The sequence below is a fragment of the Candidatus Thiodictyon syntrophicum genome, from assembly GCF_002813775.1.
Lineage (GTDB): Bacteria > Pseudomonadota > Gammaproteobacteria > Chromatiales > Chromatiaceae > Thiodictyon > Thiodictyon syntrophicum.
In genome coordinates, this window is sequence record NZ_CP020370.1 from 1,743,347 (window position 1) to 1,762,283 (window position 18,937).

Sequence of the window (18,937 nt, forward strand, 5' to 3'; positions counted from 1 at the left end):
GACGGCCGCGCCATTCCATCCGGGGACCCAGACGATGCCAGACTCAGGCCGATCGCCCTCAGCCGACCAAGCGGTTCTCCGCCTCAAGGACCGCCTGCTCAAGCGTTATCGCGCGCGCATCTGCGGCGAGTTGGTCCGCCCCGCGACCGCGGCCAGCTTGCTCGACCTGCCGCCGGATTTGGCCCCGGGCCTGCGCGAGGCCCTGACCGCCCGCGGCCTCCCCCAACTCTATGCCCACCAGCGCGAGGCCTTCGACCTGGCCCGCGCCGGCCGGCACCTGGTGGTCGCCACCCCCACCGCCTCCGGCAAGACCCTGTGCTACAACCTGCCGGTCCTGGACGCGGTGCTGCGCGGCGGCAAGAAGGCGCTGTATCTCTTTCCCACCAAGGCCCTGGCGCAGGACCAGGTGGCCGAGTTGATCGAACTGGGTCGGGCGCTCAAGGACGCGGGCGCGGACGGCGTGCGCGCCTACACCTTCGACGGCGACACCCCGGGCGATGCCCGCAAGGCGGTGCGCACCCGCGGCGATATCGTCGTCAGCAATCCGGACATGCTCCACCAGGCGATCCTGCCGCACCACACCAAGTGGGCCCAGTTCTTCGAGGGCCTGGCCTTTGTGGTGGTGGACGAACTGCACAGCTACCGCGGGGTCTTCGGCTCCCATGTGGCCAATGTCTTCCGGCGGCTGAAGCGCGTCTGTCGCTTCTACGGGGTCAGTCCCACCTTCATCTTCACCTCGGCCACCATCGGCAACCCGGCGGAACTGGCGGGGCGGCTGTGCGGCGAGACAGTCACGGCCCTGATCGAGAGCGGTGCGCCCCAGGGGGAGCGGCACCTGCTGCTGTGGAACCCGCCGGTGATCAATCCGGACTTAGGGATACGCGCGTCCGCCCGCTCCCAGACCACCCGCATCGCGCGCATGGCAGCCAAGGTCGGGCTCAAGGCGATCGTGTTTGCCCGCTCGCGGCTCATGGTGGAGGTCATCACCAAGTACCTGAAGGACGTTTTTGACAAGGACCCGCGCCACCCGCCCCGGGTGCTCGCCTACCGCGGCGGCTATCTGCCGAGCGAGCGGCGGGCGGCCGAGCAGGCGATGCGCGCCGGGCGCGTGGATCTCGTGGTCAGTACCTCGGCCCTGGAACTGGGAATGGACATCGGCGCCCTGGATGTCGCGATCCTGAACGGCTATCCGGGCACGGTGGCCGCCACCTGGCAGCGCCTGGGGCGGGCCGGGCGGCGGCTGCGGCCCTCGCTCGGGGTGCTGGTGGCGACCAGCGACCCGCTCGATCAGTACCTGGTCCGCCACCCGGAGTTCTTCTTCGACGCCTCCCCCGAGCAGGCCCGCATCCACCCGGACCAACTCCTGATCCTGCTGGAGCAGGTGCGCTGCGCCGCCTTCGAGCTGCCCTTCCGGGACGGCGAGACCTTCGGGGCCGAGGACCTGGGCGAGATGCTGTCCTATCTGCGCGACGAGGGCGTGCTGCAGCGCCAAGGCGATCAGTGGTTTTGGGTGGCGGACAGCTACCCGGCCAACGCCGTCTCGCTGCGCTCGGTGGCGGAGGGCAACTTCGTGGTGATCGACACCACCGGCGGGGCCCAGACCATCATCGCCGAGGTCGACTGGTCGAGCGCCCCCGGGACCCTCTATGTCGGCGCCATCTACATGATCCAGGCCCAGCCGTATCAAGTCGAACGCCTGGACTGGCCCGGCCGCAAGGCCTTCGTCACCCGTACCCAGGCGGACTATTACACCGACGCCATCGACTATACCCGGCTCAAGATCCTGGACCGCTTCGAGGGGCGGGCGAGCGGTCAGGGGGCCACGGCCAACGGCGAGGTCCACCTGGTGCGCCGCTATCCCGGCTACAAGAAGATCCGCTATTACAGCCACGACAACATCGGCTACGGCAACATCGACCTGCCGGACCAGGAGATGCACACCACCGCCGTCTGGTGGCAAGCCGAGCCCCAGGCACTGGAGTCGGCCCTGCCGGACCGCGCCCAGGCGATCGAGGGCTTCCTGGGCGCCGCCTATGCCCTGCACCATGTGGCGGCGCTGCGCTCCATGGCCGAGCTTCACGACCTGGGCCGCGCCGTGGGCGATGGTCAGGGCACCTGGTTCGCGGTGACCGGCAACACCGGACGCGGCCAATTGCGCGGGCCGGACAACGCACCGGTGGACGGGGAGGGCGTCGACCGCTTCGAGCCGACGCTCTTTCTGTATGACAACTACCCGGGCGGGGTGGGCCTCTCGGCACCTCTTTACGACGCGGCGGATGTGCTGGTGCGCGATGCGCGCGATCTGGTGGCCGGCTGCGGCTGCACCGGCGGGTGTCCGGCCTGTGTCGGGCCCATCATGCCGGGGGATGAGGTCAGGGTGATTACGCCGCGGGCGGCGGCGCTGCGGGTGCTGGGGTTGTTGGAGGGGGTGGTCGCGGCGGGGTTTGATCAGTGCGCAGCCGGATGAGTCCTGCTTGCTTTTATCCGGCAAAGACGTATTGTCCGCCCTCATGCATACCGTCATCGGGACTCCATAGATCAGATATGCCATCGAATACGCAACCCCTGACCGATGAACAACTCCAGGCGTTTGAAGCAGCACGCGACTTAGGCGATGACCTCCTGGAATCCATCGGTCAGATGAATGCGGGCCTGGGAACCCTGGTGCACTCGCCGATCATCGCCGCCCGCGAGCGTTGCGGCCTGTCGCAGGCTCAGTTCGCCGCACTCTTGGGGGTGTCGGTGCGCACGCTGCACGAGTGGGAGCAAGGTCGGCGTCAGCCGAGCGGTGCGGCCAAGACGCTGCTCAGGTTGGCGCAGCGGCATCCCGAGGTGCTGCGCGAATTGACCGAGTCCTGAGGGTGGCGCAGAGGTTTTTTTATCATGGGCTTTGAGGAGCGGCTCCGGCGTATCCGCGCCCCGGCGGCAGTCCCGGACGCCAGCGCGGCGGTGCCGCCGTCTGGCGGGCCCTCGCTCACCGAGCGGCTGCGGCGGATCTCGACCGGGCGGCCGACGCCCGCCCCGGCCGCGACCGGGACCCCCGACGAGTCCGCGCTCGCCGCGGCCCTGGGCGCCGCGCTCCTGTGCCCCGGGGTCCTGTGTCTGGAGCGGCGCCTGAACCCGCGTCTGCGGCACGGTCGGGTGCTGCTTGGGTCGTCCCATCGCCTCGAGCATCTGCCCTGGACCCCGGTTCCCCCTGTAGGGTGGATAAGCGCAGCGCATCCACCAGATGCGCAGCCATTGAGTCCGTGGCTCTGCCTCGACACCGAGACCAGCGGTCTGGCCGGCGGCACCGGCACCTGGGCCTTCCTTACCGGCCTGCTGCGCCCCGACGGCGCCGGCTGGTGTCTGCGCCAATATTTGCTGACCCGCCTCGACGCCGAGTCGGCCTACCTGGAGCGGGTCGCCGCCGAACTGGCGCCGCCCGCGCGGCTCGTCACCTACAACGGCCGCACCTTCGACGCCCCGCTGTTGGCCACCCGCTTCAGACTCGCCGCCCGCCCGGACCCGCTGAGCGTGCTTGCCCACTTGGACCTGCTGGCCCCCACGCGCCGCGCCTTCGCCCGCGCCTGGCCGGACTGCCGGCTCGCCACCGCCGAGTCGCGCCTGCTCGGGGTGCACCGCGACGGCGACCTTCCCGGGTCCGCCGCCCCGGCCGCCTGGCTCGGTTGGCTGCGGCGCGGGGAGACGGGCCCGCTGGCCGCCTGCCTGCGGCACAACCGGGCGGACTTGCTCTCCCTGGCCGGACTGCTGCCGGTCCTGGACGCCGTTTACCGTGATCCGGCCGCCTTCGGCGCCGACTGCCGGGCGGTCGCCGCTGCCCACCTGGCCCGCGGTGACCAGCCGCTGGCCCTGCGCATTCTGGCCGCCAACCGGCGCGGCCTGGACGCCCCGGGCCTGCACGACTTGGCGCGGCTGCATCGCCGTGCCGACGACTGGGGGTCGGCGCTCGGCATCTGGCAGGACCTGGCGGCGCGCGGTGACTCGCAGGCCCGCGCCGCCTTGGCGCGCTTTTACGAGCACCGCGGCGGCGATCTCGTCCGCGCCATGGAATTTACCGTGACCCTGCCGCCGGGGCCGGAGCGGGAGCGCCGCCGCGACCGTCTGCAGACCAAGCTCCAGCGCGGCGGGGGCGGGCAGCAGATTGAATTGTCGATTGACATCGGCCATGACGGCGTTTAACTCCCGCGGTGGAGAGCGGTCCCCCACGACTGAATTCTGATATACTTTATCCACGTCTAGCCGAATGTTTTGGGTTGTGCATTCGCGGCGGGCGGTGCGTCGGCCGAGCGTCATTAACCCACAGGCGGCGGCCGACCCACGCGGCCCCCGCCACCTCCGGAGTCAGCGCGAATGAACATCCTGGGCATCTCCGCCTATTACCATGACAGTGCCGTCGCCCTGGTACAGTCCGGCACCATCGTGGCCGCCGCCCAGGAGGAGCGCTTCTCCCGCAAGAAGCACGATGCGCGCTTTCCCCGCCATGCGCTAGGTTACTGCCTCGACGCGGCCGGCCTGAGCCTGGCCGACATCGATGACGTGGTGTTCTACGACAAGCCGCTGGTCAAATTCGAGCGCCTGCTGGAAACCTATCTGGCTTACGCCCCCCATGGCCTGCGCTCGTTCATGGCGGCGATGCCGGTGTGGCTGAAGGAAAAGCTCTATCTCAAGAGCACCCTGAAGCAGGAACTCGCCGCCCTCGGGGGCGTCGCCGAAAAGGATTTGCCGCCGCTGCTGTTCGCGCAACATCACCAATCACATGCCGCCTCGGCCTTCTATCCGAGCCCGTTCGAGGAGGCGGCGGTCCTGTGCCTCGACGGGGTCGGGGAATGGGCTACGACCACGGTGTGGCGCGGCCGGGGCAATCGGCTCGAGCCGCTCTGGGAGATCGACTTTCCCCATTCGTTGGGCCTGCTCTACTCCGCCTTTACCTACTATACCGGATTTAAGGTCAATTCCGGAGAGTATAAGCTGATGGGCCTGGCCCCCTATGGCGAGCCCAGGTATGTCGACCTCATCCTGCATCATCTCATCGACCTCAAGGACGACGGCACCTTCCGCCTGGATATGCAGTATTTCAATTACTGCACCGGGCTGACCATGACGAACAAGCGGTTCGATCGGCTGTTCGGGGGCGCTCCACGCACGGCCGAGACCGACCTCACGCAGCGCGAGATGGATATCGCCGCGTCGATTCAGAAGGTGACGGAGGAGGTCGTCCTGCGTCTGGGCAAGACCATCCGCCAAGAGACCGGGATTGAACGTCTCTGCCTGGCCGGCGGCGTCGCCTTGAACTGCGTGGCCAATGGCGAACTGTTGCGTTCCGGGGTTTTCAAGGACATCTGGATTCAGCCCGCCGCGGGCGATGCCGGCGGTGCCTTGGGGGCCGCCCTGGTGGCCTGGTACGACAAATACGACCGCCCGCGCCCGCTGACCGCCGGCGATTGCATGTTCGGGTCCTATTTGGGGCCGGACTATCCGGCCGACGAGATCCGCCGCCAACTCGAGGCCGCCGGCGCGCGCTATGAGGAACTCGACGAAGTAACGCTGGTGGAGCGGGTTGCCGACCTCCTGGCCGCTCAGCAGGTCGTCGGCTGGCACCAGGGACGCATGGAATTCGGACCCCGGGCCCTGGGTGCGCGCTCCATCCTGGGAGACCCGCGTGCCCCCAAGATGCAGTCGGTCATGAACCTCAAGATCAAGTACCGTGAGTCCTTCCGGCCCTTCGCCCCCTCGGTGCTGGCCGAACGGGTCGGCGACTATTTCGAGTTGGACCGCCCCAGCCCCTATATGCTGCTGGTCGCACCCGTCACCGAGCAACTGCGCATCGCCATGACGCCGGAGCAGGAGCGGCTCTTCGGCATCGACCGGCTCAATGTGTCGCGTTCGCGCCTGCCCGCGATCACCCATGTGGACTATTCCGCGCGCATCCAAACGGTGCATCGCGAGACCAATCCACGCTACCATGCGCTGCTGACCCGTTTCAATGACAAGACGGGGTGTGCCGTCCTGGTCAATACGTCCTTCAACGTGCGCGGGGAACCCGTAGTCTGTACCCCGGCCGATGCTTACCGCTGCTTCATGCGCACCGGCATGGATTATCTGGCGGTCGGGAATTTCCTGCTCGCCAAGGCCAGCCAGCCGGCACCGGTCGGGGACGACTCCTGGAAACAAGAGTTCGCCCTGGACTGAGAGTGAACGATTGGGAGTCAGGGGACGATCAATGGCTGGGTCCATCGTAACGGCACGCCTTTGGATGAGATGCGGCCAGTGGAAAGAGACATCATCGGTGTCGTTTGGATGCCGGTGGCCGAGCAGCGACAGCAATTATGAACTACACCGCGATCCTTGAAGCCTTGGGCCAGGCCAGCCTGTTCCAGCTCTTTCGCCTGAATGCCGCGATCAGCAACCAGCTCGATGATCCGACGCGGATCGCCGCGGTGAAGCGGGTGCTGCGTGTCGGTCAGACGGTGCGCTGGTTCGACAGCACCGAGAACCGACTGGTGGAGGCGCGGCTCATGAAGATGAACCGGACGCGGGCGGAGATACGCAACCTCGTCGACGGCAAGCCTTGGACCATCCCGTTCTACCTGATCGAACTGGAGGGTCAGGACGTGGCCATCGCCTCGCAAAAGCGTCAGGGGCTCGACCGCAATAGCCTGCGGGTCGGCGATCGGGTGGGTTTCAAGGATCGCCAGGGGCAGGAGCGGTTCGGTCAGGTGGTGAAGCTCAATCCCAAGTCCGCGTCGGTGCAGGTCGACGCGATGCGCTGGCGGGTGGGCTACGGGCTCCTGCTGCCGGTGATCGATGGCGCTCTGGGTGACGCGACTCTCGCATTGCCGGGGCAGTGGGTTGCGATCACCGGGGAGGAGACCTCGCTTTTCGATACCGACGGTGAAGATGATAGCGAGTCTGCCTGACGGGTGAACCGTTCCCTATTCGACCGGCACATAGTAGATCCAGGCATCCTGATCCACCTTGAGGTCGATCAAGCTCTGGTTGCGTACGTCCAGATGCACATAGACCGGGGTGCCGGCGGCGATCACGATTCCGTAGCCGCTCGGGAAGCTCAGGTTGGTGGTGGTGACGTTGGAGCCCAGGTAGGTGTTACCGTGGTCGCTGCCGTAGACATAGAGCGCCGGGCCCATGTATTTCATGCGGAAGATGCAGCCGCTGCCGTCGGAGTCCCCGCAATTGTACATTTCCTTGCGGGTACTGATCTCCAGGTCCACATAGAGTGCCACATCGGCCTGCTCCGCCGCCGAGACGCTCAAGATCGCCACCTTGGTCTTCGGCACCCAGACCCCGGCCTTGTCCACATGGCAGGTGGTCCCGCGCAGGCATAGTCCGGTGGTGGCCCTGATCACCGCCGTGTTGAGCGGCTGGATCTCGGGTGCGGCGGCGACCGGACCCGCGAGGCTGGCCAGCAGCAGGGGGACGAGGGACAGGGCCGCGGCGGGCGGGCGTTGTTGGTGCATTCTGTGTGGTTTCCTCGTGGGTCCTATGCGATAGGCAGCAGAGGACGCTATTGAATCCAAAAAGAGTATTTGGCCGCAAATAAGCGCAAATAAATCTGCTGGTTAGCATCGTCGCCGGCATTACCCGGACGGTGAACATGCAGTAAACGCCAAGCCTCTGATTATTTGCGTTAATTTGCGTTCATTTGCGGCTAAACTGCTTTTTCTGGGTTGAACGGTTGGGTGGCCGTTCAGCTGACCCTTTGCGGGGCCTCGCACTCGCACAGGGTGGCATGGGGTGTGACCTCGAGCCACACCGATTCGCCATTCTTGCGCTTGAGGTTGAGCACGGTGTCACGCGCCAGGCCCTGGATGTGTCGCGTAATGACGTCCATGACCCAGCCGTGGGTGATCACCAGAATGCGGTCGGTGGAGTGCTCACTGGCGATGTCGTCCAGGGCCCCCAGCACCCGGTCCGCAAAATGATCGAGCGATTCGCCTTCGTCGAAATGGCAGGCGGGGTTGCGCCGCTGGATCTCCTCGTGGAGGCCGGGGTGCGTGAGCGACAATTCGCTCTTGGGCATCCCCTGAATCAGGCCGAAGTGACGCTCCTTCAGACCCTCGTAGGCGTCCGGGGCCGGCAGTCCCCAGACTTGGGCGATAATCTCCGCGGTCTCCGCGGACCTGCGCAGCGGGCTGGTGCAGACCCGCGAGAAGCCAAAGGGAGCCAGGGACTCTGCCAGTTCCAGCGCCTGTCGTCGGCCGGTGTCGTTCATCGGTACATCGACCCACCCCTGGAGAATTTGGGCGATATTCCAATCGGTCTCGCCATGCCGGGTCACGCAGAGCTTTGTCATCTTGTTCCCAAGGCCCCAAGACTGGCAAAATCGTCGTCAATCTTGCGGATGAAAGTGAGTTGATCTGAGATTATGCCACTTTTCGCCGCCGGGCGTGCCTGGTGTCCGGAAATGACGTAACCGTCTGCGCAGGGGGGCCGCGCTGCCCCGGCGCGGCGGTCGAACCAACAATTGCGGAGGGCCCGATGATGAACCTTGATCCCTTGCCATTATTTCTTGTGTTGCTCAGTGGCTTCTGCAGAATCTGCTGATGTCGATTCTCTTTATCGGCATGTTGGTCCAGCGCGGCGGCAGCGACGGGCAAAGCCTCTTGATCGCCGTGAGCAAGTGGCTGGGTACCCTGGCCCCGACGATCCTGTTCGGCGTGCTGGGCGCCGAGGGTTTTACCGGCCCGAATGCCTTCATTCTGGCGCTCGGTCTCCTATGCTGCGTGTTCGACCTGATCTATATCGCGATGTTGGCCCAGACCAAGGCGCAGGAGCGGCGCGGCGGGCAGGCGGCCGTGCTGTTGTAATGCCGTGACGCGTGCCACTTCGGCCATTGAGCAAGCGGCGGGAAATTGGACAGCGCTCAGGCCGGCGGCGCCCCGTCCGGTTCCCGCCCGGTCCCTTCGATCCGCAGGCGTTGCCGCAACCGGCGCAGTTGTTCGGGGTCCAGGGCATCGGCGAAGAGTGGGAGCGCCCAGCGGCGAACATGGCCGCGGCGCAGGTTCAGTACCACCAGCGGGACGCTGACGAAGGTCGATGGGGCCAGGCGGACCTCGGTTTCGGTCCCGGAGCGCAAGGCGATGGTCCAGGTGCCGTCGGCTTGCCAGGTGGCCGCGCGGATGGACCAGGGCGCGCGGCCCAGGACCCGGACATAAAACTGATAGGTAAGGCTCAGGCCGACCGGAATCAGCAGCAGCCAGGCGGTCCCGGGCAGTGCGAGGATGGCGGCGGCGGTCAGCAGATGGGTGAGTGCGACGAAGGCGGCGAGTCGCCGGGAGAAGCGGGGTTGGATCAGGAGCGGCGGTTGTTCACGATGGGAGGCCATGGGTTGGCCCGGGTCTCGCTCAGGGGTGCTGGGCGGCCACGACCGCCACGATATGCCGGATCAGCTCATGCAGCCGTGGGTCCTCGTGGACGCGGCGGGACATGAACCAATCGCTCAAGTCCTGGTCCTGTTGGGCGAGGAGGGTGACGAATTCGGCGCGGCGCCGCGGGTCCAGGTCGCGGTAGCCCTGGTCCAGGAAGGGCATCAGGAGGTGGTCCAGTTCCAACATGCCGCGGCGGCATTGCCAGCGCAGACGGCGGATCTCTTCGTCGGTGGTGCCGTGCGGATCTGGGGTGGCGTCGGTCATGGTTGGCGATCAGTTCGTAGGTCGGGTAGAGCGTAGCGAAACCCGGCGGGCAACGCCTGACCGGGGCGTCGAAGATGGGTTTCGCTGCGCTCTACCCATCCGCAAACACCCCCGCCCGGTCGCGGGCGGGGTCTGATGCGGGGCTATAGGCCCTTCTCCAACATCAGGTCCTTGATCCGCCCGATGGCGCGGGTGGGGTTCAGGCCCTTGGGGCAGACCTCGACGCAGTTCATGATGGTGTGGCAGCGGAACAGCTTGTAGGGGCCGTCGAGTGCGTCCAGCCGCTCTTCCGTCGCCTGGTCTCTGGTATCGGCGAGGAAGCGCCAGGCCTGGAGCAGGGCGGCGGGGCCGTGGAACTTCTCCGGGTTCCACCAGAAGGAGGGGCAGGCGGTGGAGCAGCAGCCGCACAGGATGCACTCGTAGAGTCCGTCGAGCTGATCCCGGTCCTCGGGGGACTGGAGGATCTCCTGCTCGGGCATGGGGTCCGTGCGGATCAGGTAGGGCTTGACCGCCCGGTAATGCTCGTAGAACTGGGTCATGTCCACCACCAGGTCCCGGATCACCGGGCGGCCCGGGAAGGGACGGACCACGATGGGCTGCGCAAGCTCGGTGATGGGGGTGACGCAGGCGAGACAATTCTTGCCGTTGACGTTGACCCCGTCCGAGCCGCACACGCCCTCCCCGCAGGAGTGGCGGAAGGCAAAGCTCTCGTCCTGTTTCTTGATCTCCAGCAGGGCGTCGCGCAGCATCATGCCCTGGACGGGGCGGACCTCATAGGTCTGCATGCGCGGCCTTTTGTCGACATCGGGGTTATAGCGGTAAACGCTGACTTTCATGTTCTTGTACCTAATCTCTTGCTCGGGCGCTCCAAACGCGGCGCCGCCGGTCGGTGTTCGGGTGGATGGGTTGTCCTCAACCACCCGCCAACCACTGGTCACTGACCACTAGTCACTGGGCACTAGTAGGTCCGCTCCGCCGGCGGGAACGACTCGACCGTCAGCGGCTTCGTGCGCACCCGCTTGTAGTCCATGCGGTCACCGTCGCGATAGTACAGGCTGTGCTTCATCCAGTTGACGTCATCACGCTTGGGGTAATCGGGCCGCGAGTGGGCGCCGCGGCTCTCCTTGCGGTGCAGGGCGGACACCGCGACGGCGAGCCCCACGTCGATCAGGTTTTCCAGTTCCAAGGCCTCGATACGGGCGGTGTTGAAGACCTTGGATTGGTCCCCGAGCCGGGCATCTTTGAAGCGCTCGCGCAATTCGCTGAGCTTCTGGTAGCCCTCGGCCATGACCTCCTCGGTCCGGAAGACCCCCGCGTGGTCCTCCATGCATTTGCGGAATTCGGCCCGCAGTTGATGCGCCGGCACCCCCTCGCCCTTGCGCTCCCAGCGGGTGAGGCGGGCCATGGCCTGCTCCAGGCTGACCGGGTCGGTCTCACGCCGGTGGGGGTTGGCGCGCACATACTCGATGATGTCCTTGCCGGCCAGACGTCCGAATACCAGGATGTCCAGGAGCGAGTTGCCGCCCAGGCGATTGGCCCCGTGGACCGAGGCGCAGGCGCACTCACCGGCGGCATAGAGCCCGGAGATGACCTCTTCCGCGCCGTATTTGGCCGGGATCACCACCCGTCCGAAACGGTCGGTGGGGATGCCGCCCATCTGGTAGTGGGCGGTGGGGAAGACGGGGATGGGCTCGCGCACCGGATCGGCCCCGGCGAAGATGCGGCTCGATTCGCGGATACCGGGCAGGCGCTTTTCGATGACGTCCGCGCCCAGGTGTTCGAGTTTGAGGTAGATGTAATCGCCGTTCTCGCCGGCACCGCGCCCCTCCTTGACCTCGGTGACGATGGAGCGCGCCACCACGTCGCGGCTTGCCAGGTCCTTGGCGCGTGGGGCATAGCGCTCCATGAAGCGCTCCCCGTCCTTATTGACCAGGAAGCCGCCCTCGCCGCGCACCCCCTCGGTGATCAGCATGCCCTTGCCGGCGATGCCGGTGGGGTGGAACTGGTAGAACTCCATGTCCATCAGCGGCACCCCGGCGCGCAGGGTCATGGCGCAGCCGTCACCCGTATTGATGTGGGCGTTGGAGGTGGTGCGGAAGATCTGACCGCAGCCGCCGGTGGCGAGCAGGGTCGCCGTGGCCTCGATCAGCAGCGGCTCGCCGGTCTCGATCTCCAGTACCAGGGCCCCGCAGATGATGCCCTCCTTGTCACGCACCAGGTCGAGCGCGAAGAACTCGTCGAAAAAGTGGGTCTTGGCGCGGATATTCTGCTGATAGAGGGTATGCAGTATGGCGTGTCCGGTGCGGTCCGCCGCCGCGCAGGTCCGCGCCGCCTGATCGCCGCCGAAGTCCTGGCTCTGGCCGCCGAAGGGACGCTGGTAGATCTTGCCGTTGTCGAGCCGCGAGAAGGGCACGCCCGCGTGCTCCAACTCATAGACCGTCGGGATCGCCTCGCGGCACATGAACTCGATGGCGTCCTGGTCCCCGAGATAGTCGGAGCCCTTGACCGTATCGAACATGTGCCAGTGCCAGTTGTCCGGCAGGACGTTGGCGAGTGCGGCGTTGACTCCGCCCTGGGCCGCCACCGTGTGGGAGCGGGTCGGGAAGACCTTGGAGACCACTGCCACATGGATGTCGGCGGTCGCCAGTTGCAGTGCCGCGTTCAGGCCGGCGCCGCCGGCGCCGATGATCAGGGCATCGAAGTGTCTGGTTGGGATGGACATGGACAGATTACCCTGGGGTTCCGGTTCCGGCATTGATGACGGCGATGACAATGGCCTTGAAGCCCCATAGCCCCGAGCCCAAGAAGGTGAAGGCCACCAGCGCGAACAGGACGACCCGCACGCCGACGTTGTGCACATAGTCGAGAAACACGTCACGGATGCCGACCCAGGCGTGGGACAGGAGTATCGGGAAGAAGAGCAACAGCGCGGCGGTGACCAGGGGTTCTGCCACCCAGGCGCGCAACGCCTGGTAGTCCACGGGGGGATCGAACAGGAATTTGATGAAGAGATAGGAGACAAAGAACGCGAGATAGACGGCGGTCAGCCGCTGGGTCAACCACGCGATGACGCCGGATGCCTGGCGACTCATTGTGCGATCCTCCAGATCAGAACCAGGCCCAGGACCGCCACCGCCGCGACCATGACAATCCAGGCGCCGAGCCGTGAGGGATCCCGGTCGAGCCCGATGCGCAGGTCCAGAAGCAGATAGCGAATCCCCGCGAACAGGTGGTGCAGGATGCTCCAGGCCAGCGCGAGCAGGGCCAGCCGTACCAGCCAATGGTGGAGGAAGGCGTCGCTGGCGGCGAAGCCCGCGGGTCCCGACACGGCCCGATCGAGGAGGATGGCCCCGACCGGGATGGCCAGGACCATCAGGATGCCGCTGATGCGGTGGAGAATGGAGGCGTAACCGGTGGCGGGGAGTCTGATCCGCCACAGATCCAGGAACACGGGTCTGGTCGATTGCATGCTTGATCCTGTGTGGATTGCGAAGGCTGCGGGCGCCGGTCGGCCCCCCGCGACACCGGCCCTGGGGCCCGGTGCGGCGTCCGGCAGGTGCGACGGGCCTCACCTGCACTCAAGCGTCCTGCGCGCCGCCGACAGGGCGCCCAAGGGTCGCACCCCCTATTGTGCACTGCAACAGCGGCGCGCGTCACCCGGGTGTGCATCAATGGGTTCTATTTAGCCCGCATCGCTTGCCAGCCTCGGGGCGTTCGCGAAGTCGGCACGGCGCGATGCGGGCTACAAGGCGGGGAACGTTCGGGGTCTGAGACACGAGACCCTGCGTAGACGGCGGTTGGACAGATGCCTTTTGAAGGTACCGGGCCATCAGGGGCCAGCGACGTGCTCGGGCGGCTGGCCGAGTTGCCGGGACCACTCGCTGCACAGTTTGCGGAACGACCGACTGCGCGCCCGGGCCTGATCCAGGTCCATCCGGGCCGTGAGGGCTGGCTGATCGGTGATCTCTCGATACACCCCACCGACCATCCGGTGGCCGATCCAACCCTTAGCGTTGCGTGGGACCTCAGGGTCGACCCCATCGGCAGGATCAAAGCGAAATCCACGCTGACCATCCAAGGATTGCGCGGCGGCCAGGAACCAGGCCTCGTACTCGTGGTTTGCCAGCACCACCGAAACCGACCTGTGGGGCACCACCCGCCGGGCACGGTCCAAGATCTCGGGGCCGCGGGTTGCCGGGCAGTCGTCGTCCGCGTCCAGCAGGATCAGGACCCAGCCAGTCTCTCCGCATTTGGCAGCGGCCAGTTTCAGGTGTCGCGAGAACACGTCGTCTTTGTTCAGGAACTGCTCCCGGCGAACCCGAATCGGCGTGGCGATCTCCGTATAGACATCGGGGGTCAGCCATTCGCCAAGTCGGCGCAAGAGGACGGGGAGTGCGGAGACCTCTCCGTCGCCTTCGACGATGGATGCCACGGTCTGCATAAGGCCGGCGCTACCCGGTGCGTTGTTGAAACTGTTCGACATCGACCAGTCTCAAAGGTAAAGGTCCGACCTGCCGAAGTCGAAGTCCAGGTGGTCCGAAGGCGAGAGTGCCTCAAATAAATCGGTGGGGCGCAGCGCTTGGCCTGGGGCCGCTACCCGCTCGGGGCCAAGCTGATTGAGCCGCAGGAGTTCGCCCGCGGTGAACAGGTGTTCTTCAAGCATCTCCCGTGACGCTGCGTCGACCCGCGCAATCCGGGATTCGCCGCCTTCGGAGACGACTGCGAGCAGCGCGGTGGGCTCTAGCGCTGCGTCGTCGAGCAGGTCCGGGCTATGACTGGTGACCAGCACCTGCGTCTGCTCGGAGGCCCGTTGCAGTGCCTCCCGCAAGGCCGCGAAGGCGGCTGGGTGGAGCGCCGTCTCGGGTTCCTCGATCCCGACCAGCCTGAGCGAACCGTCGCTCACCCCCTGAAACAAGGCAATCAATGCACCGAAGACCCGCAGGGTACCGTCCGACATGCCCTGGGCGGGAAAGCGCCAGGGATACTCCGCGCCCGTAACGTCCTGGCGAAATTCGAGGGTCTCCATGGAACCGAGTGCCTTGTGCTCTACGCCTTGCACCATGGGAACCACTGCATGCAGATATTCGCTGACCAACGAGAGTGTCTCTGGGGCCGCGCGTGCAAGGTGTCGCACAACGCTCGCGATATTCTCGCCGGCCGGCTTGAGCAGTCGGCCTTCCTGCGGCTTCTGCAACTCCCGCATGAGCTTCGGGTCCAGGTTGTAGAAACCCATGGCCGTCAGTGCATCAAAGACGGGGCGGAAGGCAGGGAGCCCGGACGCGGCGACGAGACCGAGCCGGTCCGATGTGACCGCGGGAAAGGACGCCTCGCTAGTCGCAACCAGCTTGCCGCGCTGAAGCTTGAATCCGGGGCCGCTGCCCTTCCAACCGATCGCGCACTGCTCGTCCTGGACCTCATAACCGCCGCCCTTGAGGGCGCCGACCATAAAGGCATAGAAGCCCGGACGCTCGTCCGGTAGTCGGAATGCCAGCCGAATCCCGAAATTGGGCGGGCGCCCGCTGGATCGCCGCCGTACCTCGCCGAGCCCGCCCCGCTGATTCAGTGCACGGTCGAGCGAGCCGTTCAAGGCATCGGCGACCAGATGAAGGGCATCGAGAAAATTGCTCTTACCGGACCCGTTCGGTCCGAGCAGATAGGTCAAGGGGCCGAGCCGCACGTCGCAGGCCGCGATGCTCTTGTAATTGCGCAGCACGACCCGGGTAAGGAAGACGGACGACGGCATGGGGGGCGGCCCTTGAGCTACTTGCGCCTGACGTACGCCTTAAGCCGCGCCCGGTGCTTGATCTGCCGCTCGGTCAGGTTATTCTTGATACCCTTGAAGGGGTTGGTGCCGCTCTTGAACTCGATGCGCAACGGGGTGCCGGAGAGGCCCAGGTCCTTGCGGAAGCGGTTGATTAGATAGCGCCGGTAGGTGTCGGGTACGTTCTCGGTCTGGTTGCCATGGATGATGATGAGCGGCGGGTTGCGCCCGCCCTGGTGCGCATAGCGCAGCTTGATGCGCCGGCCGTGCACCAGCGGCGGCTGGTGCTCCTGGACCGCGGCCTCCAGCAGGCGGGTCATCTCGGGGGTGGGGATGTCGCGCATGGCGTTGGCGTAGGCGCGGTCGACCTCATCGAGCAGCAGCCCCACGCCGCTGCCGTGCAGGGCGGAGATGCGATGCTGGGCGGCGAAGTCGAGAAAGCCGAGCTTGCGCTCGATTTGGGTGTGGACCTGGGTGCGGGCATCGGTGTCCAGCCCGTCCCACTTGTTGATGGCGACCACCAGCGCGCGTCCGCTGTCGATGATGTGACCGGCGAGTGTGGCGTCCTGCTCGCCGACACCTTCGTGGGCGTCCAGCACCATGATGATGACGTTGCACGCCTCGATCGCCTGGAGTGTCTTGATGATGCTGAACTTCTCGATCACGTCCGTGACCTTGCCGCGGCGCCGCACGCCGGCGGTATCGATCAGCGTATAGCGGCGCCCGCGGTATTCGACCGGGATGAAGATACTGTCGCGGGTGGTGCCGGGCAGATCGCAGGTCACCAGCCGCTCCTCACCCAGGAGTCGGTTGATGAGGGTGGACTTGCCGGCATTGGGGCGCCCGACCACGGCGACCTTGATGCCCTCGTCCGCGCCGGTGGGCTCGGCGTCGGGGTCCGGGACGACCTGCGCGGCGCGGAACGCCAGTTCCTCCAGCAGCCCTTCCATGAGGGTGCGCACGCCGCGCCCCTGGCTGGCGGAGATGGGTACGGGGTCGCCGAGGCCCAGGGCGTGGAACTCGGCGGCGACCAGTTCGCGTTCCGCGTGGTCGGCCTTGTTGACCACCAGGCTCAGTGGCTTGCCGAGCCGGCGCAGGCGCTCGCCGATCTCGTGGTCGCCGGCGGTGCAGCCGTCCTTGGCGTCGACCAGGAAGATGATCTGGTCCGCCTCCTCGATGGCGGCCTGGACCTGGCGCTGCATCAGGGCCTCGACCCCGTCGGCGTCGAAGCTGATCCCGCCGGTGTCGACCACCACGTAGGGGTTGGGACCGACGCGCCCGACCCCGTACTGGCGGTCGCGGGTGAGGCCGGGGAAGTTGGCCACGAGGGCGTCCCGGCTCTGGGTGAGCCGGTTGAACAGGGTGGACTTGCCGACATTCGGACGGCCCACCAGGGTGATGACGGGCAGCATGTCGGAGGTGCCTCTTTAGCGAGTGTTACGGGCTGGGTTCTGGGGGGGCGCCGCCGGCTTGGCCGGCGGATTCGCCGGGGCCTGGGGCGGCGACGCGGGTGCCGCCGGCGGTGCGGCGGTCGTCGGCTTGGCGGCCCTGGTCACTTGGGTGGGGCGTGCGGCCTCGTCCACGGCCGCCGCTGACTGGGCGCCGCCGCGGCTTCCCGCGGGGGCCGTGCCGGTACTGAGCACGGCCAGGGTGCCGTCGGTGGCGTAGACATAGAGCCGGTTGCCGACCACCAGGGGGCGGGCGGTGATGGCCTTCTTGCTCACCCGGGTGCGGCCGACCAAGCGGCCGTCGGCCTGGGCCAGCAGGTGCAGCCAGCCGTCCAGATCACCCACGGCGATCAGGTTGCCGAGCAGGGCCGGGGCGGTGAGCTGGCGGTTGCGCAGCCGTTCCTGTTTCCAGCGCCCAGCGCCGCCGACCGGGTCGGCGCCCCACACCAGGTCCGCGGAGTCGGTGATGAAGAGATTGGACTGCGTGGCGGCGAGCCCGGCGTGGGACGACAGTTCCCGGCGCCACAGCACGCCGCCGCCGTCCAGGTCGACCGCCGCCAGGTCGCCGTTGTAGGTGCCGACAAAGATGACCTTGCCGATGACCACCGGATCGGCGTCGATGTCCGTGATGCGGGCCAATTCCGAGCGTCCGCCCGGTGCGGTGATGATGACCTCCCACAATGGGGTACCGTCCGCCGGGTCGAGTTTGACCAGCTTGCCGCCGGCGAGCCCGACGAGGACCCCGGTGGGGGCGATCACGGGGGTACTGCTGCCGCGCAGCGTCAGCACCGGTGCCGGGTACGGGACCCGCCACAGTTCGCTGCCCTTGGCCTCATCCAGTGCGAGCACGGTGTCGTCGAGGGTGTGGATGATCACCTTGCCGTCGTCGGTGCGCCGGGGTACCGAGAGGACCTCCCCGCTGACCGGGGCGCGCCACAGTTGCTTGCCGTCGGTGCTCGACAGCGCGATGACCTGGCCGTCGCTGGTCCCCAGGATCAGGCGCTCGCCGGCCAGTTCCGGGCCGGCGCTCAGCGGCAGCTTCGTGTCCTTCTGCCACAGGACGCGGCCGCTGCCCGCATCCGCGGCGACCACGCGCCCGCGTGCGTCGGCCACGTAGACGCGGCCCCCGCTGACCGCCGGGACCAGATAGAGGCGCCGGCCCTCGCTGCCCCTGGTGAGGCGTGCCGACCACAGGGTGGTGGCGGTGACCTCGGGGACGATGGTGGTGAGTTTGGTCGCCGGGGTGGGGTCCTTCTCGCCGCCGAGCCAGGGGATGTAACTGCAACCGGTCAGGATGCCGGCGATCAGCAATGCAGTGCAGGTGCGCCGGGCGCGGCGGTGGGCGGGGTGCCGAATGGGCATGATGTCGGTCGGCCTCAACCGGCGCTGGGCAGGTTGTCGAGCTTGAGCCGGATCAACTGGGGCAGGCCGGTCCCGGCGGTGATGGCCTTCTCGTAGGCGGCGCGTGCCGCGGCACTGTCCCCGCGGGCGGCGGCGAGGTCGCCGCGCACGGCTGCAAAGTCCCCGGCGAAGGCCGCGCCGTCGTCATGGGCGGCGACGGTGGCCGCGGCGGCGTCCAGTTGGCCCTGGGCGAGTTGAATGCGCGCGAGCCGCAGGGCCGCCAGGCGCGTCAGGGCCGGGTCCGGGGCCTTGACGAGCAGCCGTTGCAGGGCGGCCATGGCCCCTGGGGCGTCGCCACTTTCATACAGCACCCGGGCCGCGACCAGGGCGCCCAAGGCGGGGTAGGGGGTAGCGCCGTATTGCTGGTCCAAGAGTTGCGCCTGCTTGGCGGTCGACTCGGCCTCACCCGCGGCGGCACTGACCATCAGCTGCTCGAAGGCCGCCGAGGCCTGGGCGCCGACACCATTGCGGTAGTCGGTCCAGGTACGCCAACCGAACACGACCGCGAGGCCAAGCGCCACCCCGCCCACCACGGACATGCCGTTTTCCTTCCACCATTTCTTGATGGACTCGACCTTCTCGTCGTCGGTTTCGTATTCGCTCACGCTCGGTTTCCTTTTGGGGGTATGGGCACTCGTCTAACGGCTGGATTCCAGCGCGGGTGGCCTTGGATC

General features: G+C 66.9%; 19 protein-coding genes. 6 read left to right on the plus strand and 13 right to left on the minus strand.

Annotated elements, in window-relative coordinates:
• Positions 1-34 precede the first annotated feature (34 nt).
• The 5 genes from THSYN_RS07535 to THSYN_RS07555 all read left to right on the plus strand — a co-directional run bounded on the left by THSYN_RS07535 (position 35) and on the right by THSYN_RS07555 (position 6,920).
• The gene (locus THSYN_RS07535) at positions 35-2,467 is read left to right on the plus strand and encodes a DEAD/DEAH box helicase (protein ID WP_100918593.1); all 2,433 of its coding nucleotides are present in this window, start codon (positions 35-37) and stop codon (positions 2,465-2,467) included.
• Between the two features lie 77 nt (positions 2,468-2,544).
• Entirely contained in the window at positions 2,545-2,859 is a 315-nt protein-coding gene (locus THSYN_RS07540; RefSeq protein WP_100918594.1) for a helix-turn-helix domain-containing protein, read from the plus strand.
• Between the two features lie 24 nt (positions 2,860-2,883).
• Positions 2,884-4,182 carry a ribonuclease H-like domain-containing protein gene (locus tag THSYN_RS07545; protein ID WP_100918595.1) on the plus strand — a complete coding sequence of 433 codons (1,299 nt, stop codon included), beginning with the start codon at positions 2,884-2,886 and terminating at the stop codon, positions 4,180-4,182.
• A 171-nt stretch (positions 4,183-4,353) separates the two neighbouring features.
• Complete coding sequence (locus THSYN_RS07550) at positions 4,354-6,192, plus strand: carbamoyltransferase family protein (protein WP_100918596.1); 1,839 nt, start codon at positions 4,354-4,356, stop codon at positions 6,190-6,192.
• A gap of 137 nt (positions 6,193-6,329) precedes the next feature.
• Positions 6,330-6,920 carry a hypothetical protein gene (locus THSYN_RS07555; protein ID WP_100918597.1) on the plus strand — a complete coding sequence of 197 codons (591 nt, stop codon included), beginning with the start codon at positions 6,330-6,332 and terminating at the stop codon, positions 6,918-6,920.
• A 15-nt stretch (positions 6,921-6,935) separates the two neighbouring features.
• Here the strand turns inward: THSYN_RS07555 and THSYN_RS07560 are convergent, their stop codons facing one another.
• Complete coding sequence (locus THSYN_RS07560) at positions 6,936-7,478, minus strand: hypothetical protein (RefSeq protein WP_100918598.1); 543 nt, start codon at positions 7,476-7,478, stop codon at positions 6,936-6,938.
• Positions 7,479-7,708: 230 nt separating this feature from the next.
• Positions 7,709-8,314: a histidine phosphatase family protein gene (locus THSYN_RS07565; RefSeq protein WP_100918599.1), complete on the minus strand. Its 606-nt coding sequence runs from the start codon at positions 8,312-8,314 to the stop codon at positions 7,709-7,711.
• Between the two features lie 250 nt (positions 8,315-8,564).
• Here THSYN_RS07565 and THSYN_RS07570 point away from each other — a divergent pair, with 250 nt between their 5' ends.
• Positions 8,565-8,828: a hypothetical protein gene (locus THSYN_RS07570; protein WP_216644709.1), complete on the plus strand. Its 264-nt coding sequence runs from the start codon at positions 8,565-8,567 to the stop codon at positions 8,826-8,828.
• Between the two features lie 56 nt (positions 8,829-8,884).
• Here THSYN_RS07570 and THSYN_RS07575 read toward each other — a convergent pair whose 3' ends face one another.
• From THSYN_RS07575 to THSYN_RS07625, 11 genes are all read right to left on the minus strand, one after another.
• Positions 8,885-9,346 (minus strand): protein YgfX, encoded by a 462-nt coding sequence (locus THSYN_RS07575; RefSeq protein ID WP_100918600.1) that lies wholly within the window; start codon positions 9,344-9,346, stop codon positions 8,885-8,887.
• Between the two features lie 19 nt (positions 9,347-9,365).
• Entirely contained in the window at positions 9,366-9,653 is a 288-nt protein-coding gene (locus tag THSYN_RS07580; protein ID WP_100918601.1) for an FAD assembly factor SdhE, read from the minus strand.
• 143 nt (positions 9,654-9,796) lie between these two features.
• Positions 9,797-10,489 (minus strand): succinate dehydrogenase iron-sulfur subunit, encoded by a 693-nt coding sequence (locus tag THSYN_RS07585; RefSeq protein ID WP_100918602.1) that lies wholly within the window; start codon positions 10,487-10,489, stop codon positions 9,797-9,799.
• Positions 10,490-10,611: 122 nt separating this feature from the next.
• Positions 10,612-12,375, minus strand: coding sequence for a succinate dehydrogenase flavoprotein subunit (gene sdhA / locus THSYN_RS07590; RefSeq protein ID WP_100922338.1), 1,764 nt, complete (start codon positions 12,373-12,375; stop codon positions 10,612-10,614).
• Positions 12,376-12,382: 7 nt separating this feature from the next.
• A complete protein-coding gene (gene sdhD / locus THSYN_RS07595; protein WP_100918603.1) occupies positions 12,383-12,745 on the minus strand; it encodes a succinate dehydrogenase, hydrophobic membrane anchor protein in 363 nt (120 codons plus the stop codon).
• A complete protein-coding gene (gene sdhC, locus THSYN_RS07600; protein WP_100918604.1) occupies positions 12,742-13,122 on the minus strand; it encodes a succinate dehydrogenase, cytochrome b556 subunit in 381 nt (126 codons plus the stop codon). The genes sdhD and sdhC overlap by 4 nt, the downstream gene beginning before the upstream one ends.
• Positions 13,123-13,482: 360 nt before the next feature.
• Complete coding sequence (locus tag THSYN_RS07605; RefSeq protein ID WP_236848815.1) at positions 13,483-14,136, minus strand: DUF4276 family protein; 654 nt, start codon at positions 14,134-14,136, stop codon at positions 13,483-13,485.
• A 9-nt stretch (positions 14,137-14,145) separates the two neighbouring features.
• Complete coding sequence (locus THSYN_RS07610; protein ID WP_100918605.1) at positions 14,146-15,396, minus strand: AAA family ATPase; 1,251 nt, start codon at positions 15,394-15,396, stop codon at positions 14,146-14,148.
• 17 nt (positions 15,397-15,413) lie between these two features.
• Positions 15,414-16,826: a ribosome biogenesis GTPase Der gene (gene der, locus THSYN_RS07615; RefSeq protein WP_100918606.1), complete on the minus strand. Its 1,413-nt coding sequence runs from the start codon at positions 16,824-16,826 to the stop codon at positions 15,414-15,416.
• 15 nt (positions 16,827-16,841) lie between these two features.
• Positions 16,842-18,224, minus strand: a complete 1,383-nt coding sequence (gene bamB / locus THSYN_RS07620) for an outer membrane protein assembly factor BamB (RefSeq protein ID WP_100918607.1) — start codon at positions 18,222-18,224, stop codon at positions 16,842-16,844.
• Between the two features lie 14 nt (positions 18,225-18,238).
• Complete coding sequence (locus tag THSYN_RS07625) at positions 18,239-18,868, minus strand: YfgM family protein (RefSeq protein WP_100918608.1); 630 nt, start codon at positions 18,866-18,868, stop codon at positions 18,239-18,241.
• Positions 18,869-18,937: the final 69 nt, after the last annotated feature.

Excerpts from the sequence above, each read along its gene's own strand:
- THSYN_RS07535 (WP_100918593.1), top strand. The coding sequence starts at position 35 with ATGCCAGACTCAGGCCGATCGCCCTCAGCCGACCAAGCGGTTCTCCGC.
- THSYN_RS07540 (WP_100918594.1), top strand. The coding sequence starts at position 2,545 with ATGCCATCGAATACGCAACCCCTGACCGATGAACAACTCCAGGCGTTT.
- THSYN_RS07545 (WP_100918595.1), top strand. The coding sequence starts at position 2,884 with ATGGGCTTTGAGGAGCGGCTCCGGCGTATCCGCGCCCCGGCGGCAGTC.
- THSYN_RS07550 (WP_100918596.1), top strand. The coding sequence starts at position 4,354 with ATGAACATCCTGGGCATCTCCGCCTATTACCATGACAGTGCCGTCGCC.
- THSYN_RS07555 (WP_100918597.1), top strand. The coding sequence starts at position 6,330 with ATGAACTACACCGCGATCCTTGAAGCCTTGGGCCAGGCCAGCCTGTTC.
- THSYN_RS07560 (WP_100918598.1), bottom strand. The coding sequence starts at position 7,478 with ATGCACCAACAACGCCCGCCCGCCGCGGCCCTGTCCCTCGTCCCCCTG.
- THSYN_RS07565 (WP_100918599.1), bottom strand. The coding sequence starts at position 8,314 with ATGACAAAGCTCTGCGTGACCCGGCATGGCGAGACCGATTGGAATATC.
- THSYN_RS07570 (WP_216644709.1), top strand. The coding sequence starts at position 8,565 with ATGTCGATTCTCTTTATCGGCATGTTGGTCCAGCGCGGCGGCAGCGAC.
- THSYN_RS07575 (WP_100918600.1), bottom strand. The coding sequence starts at position 9,346 with ATGGCCTCCCATCGTGAACAACCGCCGCTCCTGATCCAACCCCGCTTC.
- THSYN_RS07580 (WP_100918601.1), bottom strand. The coding sequence starts at position 9,653 with ATGACCGACGCCACCCCAGATCCGCACGGCACCACCGACGAAGAGATC.
- THSYN_RS07585 (WP_100918602.1), bottom strand. The coding sequence starts at position 10,489 with ATGAAAGTCAGCGTTTACCGCTATAACCCCGATGTCGACAAAAGGCCG.
- sdhA (WP_100922338.1), bottom strand. The coding sequence starts at position 12,375 with ATGTCCATCCCAACCAGACACTTCGATGCCCTGATCATCGGCGCCGGC.
- sdhD (WP_100918603.1), bottom strand. The coding sequence starts at position 12,745 with ATGAGTCGCCAGGCATCCGGCGTCATCGCGTGGTTGACCCAGCGGCTG.
- sdhC (WP_100918604.1), bottom strand. The coding sequence starts at position 13,122 with ATGCAATCGACCAGACCCGTGTTCCTGGATCTGTGGCGGATCAGACTC.
- THSYN_RS07605 (WP_236848815.1), bottom strand. The coding sequence starts at position 14,136 with ATGTCGAACAGTTTCAACAACGCACCGGGTAGCGCCGGCCTTATGCAG.
- THSYN_RS07610 (WP_100918605.1), bottom strand. The coding sequence starts at position 15,396 with ATGCCGTCGTCCGTCTTCCTTACCCGGGTCGTGCTGCGCAATTACAAG.
- der (WP_100918606.1), bottom strand. The coding sequence starts at position 16,826 with ATGCTGCCCGTCATCACCCTGGTGGGCCGTCCGAATGTCGGCAAGTCC.
- bamB (WP_100918607.1), bottom strand. The coding sequence starts at position 18,224 with ATGCCCATTCGGCACCCCGCCCACCGCCGCGCCCGGCGCACCTGCACT.